General features: G+C 67.1%; 13 protein-coding genes. All 13 read left to right on the plus strand.

Annotation, left to right across the window (positions count from 1 at the left end; genetic code table 11):
• The first annotated feature begins 6 nt into the window (after nt 1-6).
• On the plus strand, nt 7-2,130 hold the full coding sequence (locus ACSQ9E_RS10830; protein WP_436217751.1) for a ClpP-like prohead protease/major capsid protein fusion protein: 2,124 nt from the start codon (nt 7-9) through the stop codon (nt 2,128-2,130).
• Nucleotides 2,131-2,210: 80 nt separating this feature from the next.
• Nucleotides 2,211-2,534: a DUF2190 family protein gene (locus ACSQ9E_RS10835; protein ID WP_436217752.1), complete on the plus strand. Its 324-nt coding sequence runs from the start codon at nt 2,211-2,213 to the stop codon at nt 2,532-2,534.
• 19 nt (nt 2,535-2,553) lie between these two features.
• Nucleotides 2,554-2,865 carry a head-tail joining protein gene (locus ACSQ9E_RS10840; RefSeq protein WP_436217753.1) on the plus strand — a complete coding sequence of 104 codons (312 nt, stop codon included), beginning with the start codon at nt 2,554-2,556 and terminating at the stop codon, nt 2,863-2,865.
• Between the two features lie 3 nt (nt 2,866-2,868).
• Nucleotides 2,869-3,288: a hypothetical protein gene (locus tag ACSQ9E_RS10845; protein WP_436217754.1), complete on the plus strand. Its 420-nt coding sequence runs from the start codon at nt 2,869-2,871 to the stop codon at nt 3,286-3,288.
• Between the two features lie 26 nt (nt 3,289-3,314).
• Nucleotides 3,315-4,100, plus strand: coding sequence for a hypothetical protein (locus ACSQ9E_RS10850; RefSeq protein ID WP_436217755.1), 786 nt, complete (start codon nt 3,315-3,317; stop codon nt 4,098-4,100).
• Between the two features lie 125 nt (nt 4,101-4,225).
• Complete coding sequence (locus ACSQ9E_RS10855; protein WP_436217756.1) at nt 4,226-6,988, plus strand: phage tail tape measure protein; 2,763 nt, start codon at nt 4,226-4,228, stop codon at nt 6,986-6,988.
• Nucleotides 6,985-7,386 (plus strand): hypothetical protein, encoded by a 402-nt coding sequence (locus ACSQ9E_RS10860; protein ID WP_436217757.1) that lies wholly within the window; start codon nt 6,985-6,987, stop codon nt 7,384-7,386. The genes ACSQ9E_RS10855 and ACSQ9E_RS10860 overlap by 4 nt, the downstream gene beginning before the upstream one ends.
• 7 nt (nt 7,387-7,393) lie before the next feature.
• On the plus strand, nt 7,394-11,020 hold the full coding sequence (locus ACSQ9E_RS10865) for a hypothetical protein (RefSeq protein WP_436217758.1): 3,627 nt from the start codon (nt 7,394-7,396) through the stop codon (nt 11,018-11,020).
• A 32-nt stretch (nt 11,021-11,052) separates the two neighbouring features.
• Complete coding sequence (locus ACSQ9E_RS10870) at nt 11,053-11,463, plus strand: hypothetical protein (RefSeq protein ID WP_436217759.1); 411 nt, start codon at nt 11,053-11,055, stop codon at nt 11,461-11,463.
• Nucleotide 11,464: 1 nt separating this feature from the next.
• On the plus strand, nt 11,465-12,229 hold the full coding sequence (locus ACSQ9E_RS10875) for a hypothetical protein (protein WP_436217760.1): 765 nt from the start codon (nt 11,465-11,467) through the stop codon (nt 12,227-12,229).
• Nucleotides 12,226-12,894, plus strand: coding sequence for a hypothetical protein (locus ACSQ9E_RS10880; RefSeq protein ID WP_436217761.1), 669 nt, complete (start codon nt 12,226-12,228; stop codon nt 12,892-12,894). The genes ACSQ9E_RS10875 and ACSQ9E_RS10880 overlap by 4 nt, the downstream gene beginning before the upstream one ends.
• Nucleotides 12,891-14,561 carry a hypothetical protein gene (locus tag ACSQ9E_RS10885; RefSeq protein WP_436217762.1) on the plus strand — a complete coding sequence of 557 codons (1,671 nt, stop codon included), beginning with the start codon at nt 12,891-12,893 and terminating at the stop codon, nt 14,559-14,561. Before ACSQ9E_RS10880 ends, ACSQ9E_RS10885 begins: the two co-directional genes overlap by 4 nt.
• Nucleotides 14,562-14,576: 15 nt before the next feature.
• Nucleotides 14,577-14,801, plus strand: coding sequence for a hypothetical protein (locus ACSQ9E_RS10890; protein ID WP_436217763.1), 225 nt, complete (start codon nt 14,577-14,579; stop codon nt 14,799-14,801).
• Nucleotides 14,802-14,834 lie beyond the last annotated feature (33 nt).

A 14,834-nucleotide genomic window follows, 5' to 3' on the forward strand; every position in this document is an offset into this window, starting at 1 on the left:
TTTTTCATGTCCAAGAACGCACAACCCTGGTACGCCATTCGTCGCAAGACCGCTGTAGCCGCAGCCGCGCTGGGCGCTCTTGCGGCAGCCGAGATCCTGATCTACGGCGACATCGGCGAAAGCTGGTGGGATGAAACCATCAGTGCCAAGAGCTTCATGCAGGAGCTCGCCGCGCTCGATGTGGATGCCATCACCGTGCGCATCAACAGCCTGGGCGGCAGCGTCCCCGATGGCATTGCCATCTGCAACGCCATGAAGCGCCACAAGGCGCAGATTACCGTGGAGGTCGATGGCATTGCCTACAGCATCGCCAGCCTCATCGCCATGGGCGGCGACACGATCAACATGGCCAGCAACGCGCTGATGATGATCCATGCCCCTTGGACCTACGCCGCAGGCAACAGCGCCGAGCTGCGCGAGCTGGCTGACCAGCTCGACACCTGGGCGTCGGCCATGTCCACCAGCTACGCCGCCAAGACGGGCGACCAGGCGGGCGCCCTGGCCCTGCTGATGGATGGCAAGGATCACTTCTTCACAGCAGAAGAAGCCCTGGCCGCCAAGCTGATCGACGCCGTCACCGATGCCAACCCTATCGCCGCCAGCGCCGCGCGCGATATGCCCGTTTCCCGTTACCGCTCTTTGCCCGCCGCTGCGCAGGCTGAGTGCACTCCCGCAGCAGCCGCTGCACCTTCCGCTGATGAGGATCCCATGAACAAGTTCCGTGCACACCACGTGCTGCTGACCGCCATTGGCGCGGCCGGCGCCGCTGCGGCCGGCGGCGGAAGCGCCGCCCCGGTCGTTACCCCTGCCGCCCCTTTGGCTGCAGCAGCTCCAGCAGTTGTGGCTGCCGCTGATCCTGCTGCCATCCTGGCCGCAGACCAGCAGCGCCGCAACGGCATTCGCGCCAGCTTCCGCGCCTTCGGCGACCGCCCTGGCGTCTCTGAGCTGCTGACCACCTGCGAAAACGACCACGCGGTCACCATCGAGGCGGCCGGCTCCCGCCTGCTGGCCCACCTGGCTGCTGGCGCTGGACCTGTTGCTGGTGACCACGTCGTCACGGTCGAGGACGAAGGCGACAAGCTGCGCACCGCCACCACCAACGCCATGCTGGCCCGCGCCGGCCTGATCAAGGCCGATGGCGCCAACCCCTTCCGTGGTTACACGCTCTCCGAGCTGGCCCGCGCCAGCCTGGCCCGCGCTGGTGTGCGCAGCGACGGCATGGACAAGCGCACCTTTGTGGGCGCCGCCTTCACCCATTCCACCAGCGACTTCCCCGGCCTGCTGGCCAACGTCGCCAACAAGGCCCTGCTCACCGGCTATCAGGAGGCGGAAGAAACCTTCCAGCTCTGGACCCGCGCCGGCAACCTGCCCGACTTCAAGCCTGGCAGCCGTGTGGATCTGAACATGTTCCCCAGCCTGCGCAAGGTGGCAGAGGGCGCCGAGTACAAATACGCCACCATCGGCGAGCGTGGTGCGACGGTCATGCTGGCAACCTACGGTGAGCTGTTCAGCATCACCCGCCAGGCCATCATCAATGACGACCTCGACGCCTTCACCCGGGTGCCTCGCATGATGGGCCGCGCAGCCATTCGCACCATCGGCGATCTGGTCTACGCCATCCTCACGGCCAACCCCAACATGCCCGATGGCGTGGCCCTGTTCCATGCCACCCATGGCAACCTGCTCACCGGTGCGGCGCCTTCCACGGCATCCATCGACGCGATGCAGTCCGCCATGGCCCTGCAGAAGCAAGGCGCCTCGGTGCTCAACATCGGCATGCAGTACGCCATCGTGCCGCGTGCCCTCAAGGGGGTGGCCAACGTGGTGCGCGCCAGCGAGTTCGAGGTGGGCGCCGCCACCCGTAACAACACCACGCCCAACAGCGTGCGCGACACGTTCGAGGTCATCTCCGATGCCCGCCTGGACGCCGCCTCCACCACCGCCTGGTACGGCGCTGGCAACCCAGCCATGCACGACACCATCGAAGTGAACTACCTCGACGGCAACGACCAGCCCTATCTGGAACAGCGCCAGGGCTGGAACGTGGACGGCACCGAGTTCAAGGTGCGTATCGATGCTGGTGTGAGCCCGCTCGACTTCAAGGCCCTGGCCAAGAACCCGGGCGCCTGATCGGCGGCACGTGACAGGGCAGGGCGCCAGCCACAGCGCCCGCCCATTCCAAACACCTCCATTCCTCAAGGAAACGCATCATGAAAAACTTCGTACAGGTCGGCGACGTGCTCGACTACACGCCCGGCGCGGACGTGGCCAGCGGTGCAGTCGCTGTTATCGGTGTGCGCGTCGGCATCGCTGTTGCCGCCATCAAGGCCGGCGAGACCGGTCCCCTTCGCGTCAAGGGAGTGGTCGAGCTTGCCAAGCTGAGCGCCGACGCACCCGCCCAGGGCGCGCTGCTCTACTGGGACGCCACTAACTCCCGCCTGACCACCACCTCCAGCGGGAACGTGCTGGCCGGCTACGCCGCCAAGGCAGCGGGCAACGGTGCCACCACTGCCTGGCTGCACCTCAACGCTTGACCTACCCAGGCCTGCCGCCATGACCCTCAACCCCTTCGCCGCCCTCGAAGCCCGTGTCAACAGCACGGTGCAGGCGCGCCTGGCCAACGCCATTGCGGTGTACCAGGGCGGGGCAGAGTTCGGGGTGATCTTCGAGCGTGAAAGCTCCGAGCCCTTCGGCCCCGGCGCCGTCGATGCCGCCTCCATGTCCTGCAGCTTCTGCGTGGTCAACGCGCCAGGCATTGCGCAGGGCGCGGAGCTGACCATCGGCGGCGTGGTGCACGTGGTGGCTGGCCCGGTGCAGCCCGACGCGGGCGGCTGGGTCACCCTTGCCGTCTACCCCAAGGACTGACCCATGCTTGGCCTCGACCCTTTCATCAAGGCCCGCCTGGCTGCGCTCGATGCGCTGCAGGGCTGGCAGGTGCGCGGCTACACCGAAGTGGTAGACCGCTCGGTTGTGCCCGCTGCAGACATCCGCCTTGCCGCTGCCCAACTGGGCGACAGCCTGCGCGGTGTCGTGTCGGTGCAGCCGGGTTGGGGCATCACCCTGGTGGTCAAGCGCGGGGCCACGGCGGCGGCGGATCTGGATGCGGCATTCGCCGCCGTCATCGGCGCGCTGCAGGGCTGGAACCCCAGCAAAGACGCAGGCACCCCCGGCAAGTGGAGCGATTTCAAGCTCTCAGGCATTGAGCCGCCGGACTTCCTGCAGGAGGGCCTGGTCGGCGTCGAACTCATCTTTTCCACGGGCGGCGCCTACAAGGCCATCGCCTTCTGAAACCCCATTCTCTGGAGCTATTCACCATGCCACTCATCCACGACGAACAGAAGTACGTCATCCCCCGCGGCCGCGTCTACTTCGACCCCTTCGACGCCAACGGCAACCTGACGGGCGAAATCCCCTTCGGCAACTGCCCCGAGCTCACCGTCACCATCGAAACCGAGAAGGCTGAGCACTTCTCGTCACAGAAAGGTCTGCGCGAAAAGGATGCGTCGGTGGTGGTGCAGGTGGACCGCACCGGCAACCTGGTGTGCGACAACATCACCTCTTCCAACTACGGTCTGTGGCTGTCCGGCACCAACGAAAAAATCACACAGTCCGCAGTGGCCGTCACTGCCGAGCTGCGCGCTGTGGTCCCGGGTCGCTTCTACCAGTTGGGCTCCACCCCGTCCAACCCGATGGGCGTGCGCAACGTCACGGGCATCACGGTCAAGAATGAGGCGGGCTCCACCACCTATGACGTGGGCGACGATTACAACGTGGACCAGGAAACCGGCCGAGTGCAGATCGTCGAGGGTGGCGCCATCACCGCCGGCAACGTCAACTTCGGCTACACGCCCGTGGCGGGTGAGTTCGAGCGCGCCAAGACCGGTGCTGCATCGGAAATCCAGGGTGCCCTGCGCGTAGTGTCCGACAACGCCACCGGCGGCAACCGCGACCACTACATGCCCAAGGTCACGCTGACCCCTGATGGCGACTTGCCCATCATCGCCGAGGGCACCGACTTCGTGCAGCTGAGCTTCGGCCTCGAAGTGCTCAAGCCCGCCAACGCCGAGGCCATCTACGCCGACGGCCGCCCGGTCGTCTAAGGCCAACCCAACCCCCTGACCGCACGGCGCCCAGCGCGCCCTGCGGCTCCATGTGGCGCTGCCATACCGGCGCCAGATGAAGCCGCTGCATTGCCCGAACCACCCCACCAGGCCCCGCACCCACCATGGCATTCAAGCCCATCGAGATCCTGATCAACGCCAAGGACAACGCATCCTCGGTGTTCGGCAAGGTGCAGGCTGCGGCCGGGGCGCTGGGTGCTGCGCTGCTGGCCTACTTTGGCATCAATGCCTTCGCAGGGGTGGTGAAGGGGGCTGCTGACTTCGAGCAGTCGCTCAGCCGAGTGCAGGCGGCCACTGGCGCCACGGCCGAGGAAATGGCGCAGCTCAAAAAGGCTGCTGAGGATGTGGGGGCTGCTGGCAAGTTCAGCAGCGTGGAAGCGGCCGGCGCAATCGAGAACCTTGCCAAGGCGGGCTTGAGCGCGAAAGAGGCAATTCAGGCGCTGCCCGCAGTGCTCTCGCTGGCAGCTGCCGGCGATATCGAGCTGGCCACCTCCGCTGAATACGTTACCAAAGCGGTGAGGGGCTTGGGCCTGGCGTTCACCGATGCCGGGCGGGTGGCTGATGTACTGGCGCTGGGTGCCAATGCCACTAACACCAGCGTGAAAGGATTGGCCGACGCGCTCAGCTACGCCGCACCTTTGGCCAACACCCTGGGCATGAGCCTGGAATCCACGGTGGCCATCATCGGCAAGTTTGCTGATGCGGGCATCGACGCCAGCCGCGCCGGTACCGCGCTCAACAGCATCTTGAGCCAGTTCTCGGACCCGGCGAGCAAGTTCCGTGGCGAGCTGGCGGCGGTGGGTATCTCCACCAACAACTTCGATAAGGCGCTGCGCCAGTTGGCGGAAGCTGGTCCGCGTGGCGCTCAGGCGATAACCGCCGTCGGGCAGGAGGCTGGCCCAGCCCTGCGCGCGCTGCTTAATCAGGGCATGGGCGCGCTCGACCAGTTGGTGGGCAAGCTGCAAAACGCCGAGGGCAGTGCCGCTGCTACTGCGGCGGTCATGCAGAACAACCTGAACAGCTCGGTGGGGGCGTTGGGCAAGGCCTGGGAGTACCTCACAAACACGCTCGGCGCGCCCGTGCTCCCGGTCATAAAGGACGCGGTGGACCAGCTGGCGGCATCACTGCGTGGTGCAGTGGCAGATGGCACGGTCGGCAGGTTTGGCGAAGCCATTGCCACTGCGTTTTCCACGGGTGTGAAGTTCGTTCGAGAGTTCGTCTCCACCATTGATTTCGCAGTTGTCATTCAGCGCATCAGCACCCTTGCTGATGACGCCAATGCTGCCTTCACCCGGCTGGGCGAGTACGCCACCAATGCCGGCAACACGGTAAAGCTGGCATGGGGTGTCATGGCGACAGGCGCCAATGCGCTGCTCGCTGTGACCTACAAGACGGCCGAGTTCGTCGTCGGGCATATTGCATCGATTCAAGCAGCGTTTGCTGTCTGGAACGATATTCTTGCAAAGTTCACGTTTGGCGGTATCTCCAAGCGATTCAAAGAGGTTGCCGACGAGGTTCGGCTGTCGTCCGCAGCCACCGGTGCTGCGGCTGATGCATTGGGCCAAAAGGCAAGTGCAGCGTTTACGGCGGCAGCTGGCAGTGCTGAGTTGGCGCAGCGGGGGTGGGCTGGGCTCACCAAAACTGTGGAGACTGCTGCACCAGCGGCGCGCGCTGCCGCCGAGGCCTTCGAGGGCATGGCGAAGTCGCTCGATCTGGCGCGCGAGACGACGCAAGTTGCTCAGCGGGCAATTGATGCCAAGGCCGCATCAGATATCGCGGCTACCAATGCCGTCAAGGGCTTGCGTGCTGAGTACGAGGCGGCAGTCAACACTGGTAACTGGCAAAAGGCAGCGGAGGTGCAGGAGCGGCTCAATGCAGCCCTTCGCGGCACTGGCGAAGGCGCCAAGGAAGCGGCCCTTGCTGTCGATGCCGCCTTCCGCACCTTGGGTCTGAAAACCACCGAGTCCCTGAACAAGGCGGCGGCTGACACCCAGGGGGCCTGGGACACCATCACCGCTGCCGGCATCAAGTCCGCCGACACCCTGCGCGAGGCCTTTGCTGCCTATGCCAATGCAGCCATCGAGGCAGCGCAGCGCCAGGGTGAGGCGGCCGTGCGCGCCACTCGCGCCCTGCTGGAGTCAAAGGCCGCCGCCTCCGGCCTCAAGCTCGAAGTCACCGACACCGGCAACGTCATCGTCAAGTCCATGCGCGAAGCGGCGGCGGCCACGAAGGGGGCAGGGGATGCCGCACGCGGCGCTGCTGGCGGTTACCAGCAGATGGGCCAAAGCGCCGAGGCCGCCGCAGCTGCCGCCAAAAAGTTGCAGGAAATTTACGACCGCAACAAGGTCGGCAACGGCTCCGACCTGGTGGGCAAGTCGGGCGACGTGCGCGAGGCCGCCGTGCTCGAAACCGACATCACTGCCGACATCGTCAAGCGCTACGGCGAGGACATGGCCGACAGCGACAACGCGCGCAAGGCCTGGGCGCTGCGCCAGCAGCTGCAGAACTACCAAAAGAGCTACGGCAATGTCACGCGCAGCCAGGAGAGCCTTAACCAGCAACGCAACATCGCCGCCGAGCTGGCCCGGGTCGAGGGCTTGATCGAGGCCGAGCGCAACGGTGGCAAGGCCAACGGCGGCACAACGGCCGCCAGCAAGCCCACAACCAACACGCCCACAGCGCCAACCAATTCCAGCGGTGGCGGTTCGCGCACCCCGGGCGGTTCGGGCATCAGCGGCCCCACCAGCACGGTCGTCTTCGACCTCAAATCCGGCCCGCAGTCCATCGAGGGCATGACGCCCCGCGACGTGAACGTCATCAACAGCGTGATCCAAGAGCTGGCGCGCGGCAAAGGTACCGCCCGATGAGCACCGCCTACCACACCCTCGGCCTGGTGCAGATCCCGCGCGGCATGGTCTGGGTTGACGAATTCAGCTGGTCCCCAGTCGAAAAAACCACCGAGTACAGCACCACCGGCGCCCTGCTGGTGGATGTGGGCGAGCGCCTGGCTGGCCGCCCCATCACCCTGCAGGCCACCGATGAACACGGCTGGCTGGCCCGCACGGTGCTGCAGGACGTGCTCGCCCTGGCCGCCGACCCCGAGGGCGTCTACGTGTTCACCCACGCCGATGGTCGCGAGTTCACGGTCATGTTTGCGCCCGACGACCCGGTCACCGCCACGCCCTTCGCCAGCACCCGGCCCGAGCTGCCGGGCGACGACTACCCCTACGTCACCACCGTGCGCCTGATCGAAATCGAGGCCTGACCCCACCATGACCATCACCTCCACCAGCATCCGCCTGCTCGAATCCGAACGCATGGCAGACACCCCCGACGGCGGCGGCCGGCGCACCAACCGCGTGGTGCCTGACGGCGTGGCCGGCAACGTGTTCCCCAAGGTCAGCCGGGTGGACGCGGTCTATGGCCGCGTCAACATCCGCAAGCTCTACGGCCACGTCAACACCGCCAGCGTCGAGATGTATGCCGGCGCCCACTGCATCATCACCGACGCGCCCGACAACCCGCGCATCGGCGTGCTGCTGTTCAGCACCGGCAGCGACTACCACGTGCGCGCCGACGCCCGCGACCGCATCGAGTCGTATGTGATCGCCGGCCCCGAAAGCCGCATGGTCGTCTATGGCCGCCAGCTCAAGGGCGCATCGGCCGTGCTGCTGTACCAACGCCCCGAGGAGCCGCTGCCCGAAGTGGGTGACGTGTACTGCCTCAGCGATGAAACCGGCAACGTCACCGCCGCCCAGCAGTTCGTGCGCATTCAGGATGTCTCGCACGAGCTGCGCAACTTCACCGACAACGGCGGCGACTTCACGGCGCGCGTCATCACCCTCAAGATCGGGGCGCCGCTGCGGGTGGAGTTCCGGGGTATCAGCACGCCTTCGCGCCTCACGGGCGCCCGTGGCAACACCATCATGCGCGCCACCACCGTGGCCGACGCTGCGCGCTACTTCGGCATCCAGCCGCTGACCGAAGAGGCCCTGGCTGGTGCGCTGGATGTCAAGGTGGCCAGCGTGTACGCGCCCATCGTGCCCACCAGCCAGCGCGAAGCGCCTGTGTCTCTGGCGTCCATCGCCGGTGCGCGCGCATTCATCGATATCAGCGATGCGCCCATTGTTCAGGGTCCGTACTCTTTTGAAATCGCGTTGGGCCAGACCCGGGTGTTTCGCTTCACGCACGCACCCAAGCCAGGTTCTATCCACATCGTGGATGGCGAGGGCACCGCCTCCACCGACAACGGCCTGGGCGCCATCATCACGGCGGGCTTTGGCTATGCGGGCACGGTGGCATACGGTGACAAGGAAATGACGCTGAGCACCCCCGTGGTCAGCGGCGCCCGAACCATTACCGTCACCTACACCCCCCAGGTCGAGGCTTCGCAGGCAGCGCACACCCGCGCCATCCCTATCACCATCGCCACGCGCGGCACCGTCTACACCCCGGTGCTCAACCCGCTGCCTGCGCTGGGCACTGCGGTGGCATCCTATCGGGCGTTGGGCCGCTGGTATGACCTGCGCGACCGGGGTGATGGCGAGATGCTGGGCAACGACCCTGCCTACGGCACCGGCCTGGTCAACCCCGCCACCGGTGCCACCACGCTCACCCTGGGCGCGTTGCCCGACGTGGGCAGCAGCCTGCTGCTCACCTCCGGCAGCCCGGTCCACTACGAAAAGCGCCTGGCCGACACCGGCGGCACCGCGTTTCAGGACATCGCACTGCAGCACACGCCCGTGGCGCCTGGTGAGCTGGACTTTTCCTACACTGCCAACGGCTCCACCTACACGGTCGGTGCCGACAACGATGGCGTGCTGTCCGGCGGTGGCGTCACCGGCCGCATCAACCTGGCCACCGGCCAGGGCAGGCTCGAATACGCCACCCGCCTGCCGGACTTCGACAGCACCGTCACCGCCACCTACAAAACCTGGGCGCTGGACCCAAGCCAGAACATCGTCGACACGCCCACGATCACCGAGCCGCTGGGCAGCCCCGCCACCATCGGCAAGGCCGTGCTGGCCGCCTCGGTGTCGGGTGTGCTCACCATGACCCTGGCCGTCAGCAATGCCGAAGTGACCGACACCACGGCAGCCACACAGGTGCCGTTCCGAGTCGATGGCTCGGGCGCGCTGCTGGCGGCCCAGGCGGTCAGCCTGCGCGGCCCGCGCGCCACCGTCACCATGGCGGCCGGCACGGTGCTGGGTTTGCTCAATGCCGGCACGGGCGCCATCACCTACAACCCCACCATGACGCTACCCACCAGCTGGTACGTGGCGGGGGGCGACCACCCAGGCTGGACGCAGGGCGCTTACCTCAGCACCGCCAGCGTGTCGGCTGCATCGGTCACCTACACCCCCGCCACGTATGCGGTGGAGGGCGGCGGCACCATCCCCGCAGGCTCGGCCGTGCGGGTCTTCACCGACCGGACCGAGGCTCTCACCGTGGCTGACGATGTGCCCGTGCGGGTGGACCTCACGCGCACCAGCAGCTCGGCGCTGGTGGCGGGCAGCGTCATGTTCACGCTGGCGGGCAAAAAGTTCATCGAGCGCAGCGGCACCCTGTATGTGGACCCCCAGGCCAGCGGGTCTGCCACGGCGGCCGGCACCCTCGACTACGCCACCGGCATTGCCACGCCTACCCTGTGGACGCGCGGCGCAGCCCTGGGCCTGGCTGTGCAGTGCGCCGTCATCAAGCTGGGCGACTGGCTGACCACCGAGGCGCATTTCCGCACGGCGGGCAGCCCGGTGCGCCCTGCGGCCACCTACGTGCAGGTCACCGCCGACGACGGCACGCTGATCAGCGGCACGGCCGACCAGAACGGGCTGATCGCCGGTGCGTTGATCCGCGGCAACGTCGAGCAGTCCATGGGCGTGGTGTCGGTGTACTTCGGGGAATGGCTGCTCGCCGCTGGCAATGAGACCGAGCCCTGGTTTGACCCTGACAACGTCGTCGGCGCCAGCGTGTGGAAGCCGCGCACCGTGCAGCCGCAGACCCTGCGGTACAGCACCGTGGTGCTCACCAACCTGCCGCTGTCTGCCGACATCCTGGGCCTTGACCCGGTGCGCCTGCCTAGTGACGGGCGCGTGCCCGTCATCCGCTCGGCCGATGTGGACGTGCTGCACCACACGGGCAGCTTCAACGCCGGAACCCCCGCCGCCGGCAGCACCATCGATGTGGGCCGCGCAAACCTTTCATCCCTGTGGCTGGAGGATGCCAATCGCCTCAAGCTGGCCACCAACCTGTACGCCGTGGACCTGCAGGCTGGCACCGCCACCATGGACGCGGCCGCCAGCCTGGCGGGCTACGTGCCGCCCATTGCGGCACGCCATCGCATCGAGGAAACCGTTCTGGTGGCCGACGTGCAGATCAATGGCCAGGTCACTCTGTCGGCGCCGCTCACGCGCGACTTCCCCATGGGCAGCCAGCTCAGCGGCGCGCTGATGTTCGGTGACCTGTTCAGCCGGGTGGAGCACCTTTTCGACCAGGCCACCTGGACGAGTGAGTGGAGCGACACCCTCATCGGCAGCCAGGCGCCCGCGCAGTACAACGACGTTGACCACCCCGTCGAGGTGCTCAACGACGGCGCGGTCAATGAGCGCTGGCGCATCAACTTCACCAACGCCAGCGGCAATGTGCAGGTGATTGGTGAAAACCTGGGCGTCATCGCCACGCAGAACATCAGCACCGATATCGCCCCGGTGAACCTGCTCACGGGCAAACCCTACTTCGTGCTGCGCAAGGAGGGGTGGGGCAGCGGCTGGGGTGTGGGCGTGCAGCTGCGCTTCAACACCGTAGCCGCCGCCCCCGGCTTCTGGCTCGCCCGCACCGTGCTGCCCGGCGCAACCCTGGCCGGCGACTCGTTCGACGCGCAGCTGCGCGGCGACGCCGACTGAACAACCCAAAACACCCGACACAAGGATCCACCATGGACGTCAAAATCAACGCCGCCACCCTGGCTGCAATGGCCACGGCGCTGGCCGCAGGAATCAACGCTGGCGCCGCAGCCCCGCAGATCAAGTTCTACACCGCAACCAAACCGGCTGGCCCAGGCACCGCCATAACCTCGCAGACCCTGCTGGGTACGCTGGTGTGCAGCGATCCGGCTGTTGTCGCTTCGGGGGCGGTGGTTACCTTCGATGCCATCGCTCCCGACGTATCCGCCGATGCCGGTGGCACCGCGACCTGGGCGCGCATTTTGGATGGCGACGGCACGGCGGTGGTGGATGTGGACGTGAGCAACGGCGCGGGCGACGGGGTGATCAAGCTCAACACCGTGACCATCGTCGCAAACGGGCTGATCCAGCTCACATCCTTCGCCTTGACTGTGGGCGGGTGAGATGACCTTCAATGTGCCCACCATTCTGAACGCGTCCGACAAGGGGGCGGGCGTCCTGCTGTCCAACGGCGACCTGACCGTTACGGCAGGCACGGCGGCTGGCATCGCGCGCTCGCTCACCAAGGTTTCTTCGGGCAAGTGGTACGTTGAATTCAATCGCACCGTGGGAAGTTGGATGTTGGGGATTGCCAGCTCATCTGCCACTCTGAGCCAGTATCCGGGCGCAAACAATCAATCCATGGGGTTGTTCGCGGGGTCGCTCTATTACAACGGCTCGACGGTGGAGGCTGTGGGAGCGTTGTCGGCGACTGGTGTATTTGGCATGGCCATCGACGCAGATGCGCGCACCCTGCGCATTTTCAACGCAACAGGCACCACCACATCAAGAGCCATCCCCTTTGCGGGCGACATCTATCTCGCTGCAGGATCGGACAGTGCATCGCTGGGGGGCAACTTGACCCTCAACGCCGGGGCCAGTGCGTTCACCTATTCCGTGCCATCGGGCTTCACGCCTGGGTTTGCCCTGCGCACTGCGTACGGCATGGCCGGCAACGTCAAGGATGCGAGCAACGCCAATGCCGCACGCACTATCAGGGGGCACAACCGGGCGACGGGGGTGCTCACCTGCTCCACGGTGAGCGATGCCAGCACGGGCAACTTCCTGCTGATCCCGTTCCCAAACTCGACGGCTGAGCACAGTGTGGAGGCATTCCCTGTCAGCACCAGCGAGCCATCGTTGATCTTCGACCGGGTGGTGCCGGGATGAGCTACACGCCCCCCGCTTACAACGCGGTCAACTTTACCTGGGTGGGGGTGCCCGCCTATACGCCGCCGGTCTACACCGCCGTCAACTTCACCTGGGTGCCCCCGGTCGACGCAGTCACCGGTGTGGGCGATGGTGTCGTGCTCATCACTGGTGCAGCGGTGGGTGGTCTCGTTTTTCGGGCCGAGGGTGCTGGGGTTGTGCCCATCACGGGCGCGGGGGCTGGGTACTTCGGCGAGGTTGTGGCCGGGGTGGGCGAAGGTGTGGTGTCCATCACTGGCGCAGCCGTGGGCTTTGCTGGGGCGGTGGGTGCCGGTGCGGGCGTCGTGTCGGTGGTGGGTGGGGGTGTGGGTGCAGCTGGTGCCAGTGGTGCCGGTGCGGGCGTCATCCCCATCACGGGCGCGGGCGTGGCGTTGCACCCACGCTATGAGGTGGCCGGTGTGGTCAAGCTCGGCGGCATTCTGGTCAACCGCCGGGTCCGTGCGCATCTGCGCAGTTCGGGCGAGCTGGTCGGCCAGGCCGACACCGTGGCCGGCGCTTTTCGCATCCATACGGGGTTTGAGGCAGACGAATACACCGTTACCCCCATCGACCTGTCGCCCGGCGCCACCGACTGGCTGCCGCCCGCTGCAAACCGGGTTACCTCGACCCTGGCGGTGGATGCATGAGCGCGCAGCCCGGCGATGCCTTGGTGCTGGAGTATGGGCCGCAGGGCGCCCAGCAGGCCGGCGATGCGCTGGAGCTGGTGTACGGCGGCGCAGAGCCTGGCCGCCGCCGCGTGGTGGCGGGCCTTCATGCCCCGTGGGCCCAAGGCCATGCTGTATCCACCGGCCTGCGCGTGCCATACCAGACGACCGAAGCGGTCGATGTGGCCAGCCGCGCCCGCTGGGGCCATGGCCGCGCTGTGCAATCTGAGCACCGCGCGCCCTGGCTGCTGCTGCGCAAGGTCGATGAGCAACGCCGCGCCCCATGGGGCCGCTACGCCGCCAGGCCCGCCCACCAGGTGCGCGCCCCGTGGGTGATCGCCCGGGTGGTCGATGAGCGGAGCCGCGCCCCATGGGGCAGCTATGCCGCTCGCCCCGCGCTGCAGCCGCGCATGCCCTGGGGTGTGCCCCTGTTTATTGACCTGCAGCGCCATGCCCCCTGGGGTCAGTACGCAGCCCGGCCAGCCCGCGCCCTGCAGGCCCCATGGGTGCGCGTGCGCCGGGTGGATCTGGAGCAATGGCTCCCCTGGACAAAGTTTTCGCGCCAGCTCAATCCGGGCTGGGGCGTGGTCGTGCCCGGCGGCGAGCCGCCTGTGGACGAAAACGGCACGGTCATCGTGCCCGTGCGAAAGGTCTATGTGGTCAAGAATGAAATCACCCTGATGCGCGTGGATGGCGGCCTGGCCATCCCGGCCTATGCCTTCCAGATGGGGCTGGATGCGGACAGCTGGACCTGGTCCTGGTCGGCCACCGTGCCCGCCAGCGCCCTCGCGCTGGTGCAGCCCGGGCCCGATGGCGACCCCATCGACGTGCTGGCCACCGTTAACGGCGTGCCGTTTCGCCTGGCGGCCGAGCGCGTGGCCTCGCCGCGCGAGTTTGCCAACCACCGCGTCAACGTCTCGGGCCGGGGCAGGGCGGCCATGCTCGATGAGCCCTATGCCCCGGTGCTCAACCACGGCAACACCAGCGCGCGCACCGCGCAGCAGCTCATGGGCGACGTGCTCACGCTCAACGCCGTGCCCATCGGCTGGGATGTGGACTGGGGCATCACCGACTGGCTGGTGCCCGGCAACGTGTGGACCCATCAGGGCGCCTACATGAGCGCGCTGCGCGATATCGCCGACGCGGCGGGCGCCTACCTGCAGCCGCACGACACCGACCCCACCCTGTTGGTGCGCGCCCGCTACCCCGTGGCCCCGTGGGACTGGACGCCCGACATGGCCGAGGTCGAGCTGCCCGCCAGCGCCACCGCTATGGAGGAAATCGAATGGGAGCGCAAGCCCGCCTATGACCGCGTGCACGTGAGCGGTACCACGGCCGGCGTGCTGGCCGAGGTCAACCGCACCGGCGGCGCTGGCGTGCTGGTGGCGCCCATGGTCACCCACCCCCTCATCACCCATGTGGACGCAGCGCGCCAGCGCGGCCTGTCGGTGCTGGCCGACACCGGCCGCATCGCCCACGTCACCCTGCGCCTGCAGGTGGGCGAAGAGGCCGGCGTCATCAAGCCCGGCGCCATGGTGCGCTACGTGGACGGCGCCACCACCCGCCTTGGCCTGGTGCGCAGCACCTCGCTCGAATGGTCGCGCCCCAGCCTGCGCCAGACCATCACCCTCGAAACCCACCCCGACTGACAAGGTGCACCAGCCATGGCCCGCAACCCTTTCCGCGCCTTCAAAGAGATCTTTCCCGACCCGCCCCTGCAGGTGGCCACCGTCATCGCGGTCGATGGCGACACCGCAACGGTCGAGCTGCCCGGCGGCGGCGTGCTGCAGGTTCGTGGCACCACGGCGGTCGATTCCCGGGTGTTCGTGCGCAACGGCGTGATCGAGGGCGACGCGCCCGCGCTGACGGTGGTTTCGATAGACGTTTGACCCAACACACACAAAAGGGAAGGGGTGACCCCG

It is taken from the genome of Acidovorax sp. LjRoot118, from assembly GCF_964253575.1.
Taxonomy (GTDB): domain Bacteria; phylum Pseudomonadota; class Gammaproteobacteria; order Burkholderiales; family Burkholderiaceae_C; genus Acidovorax.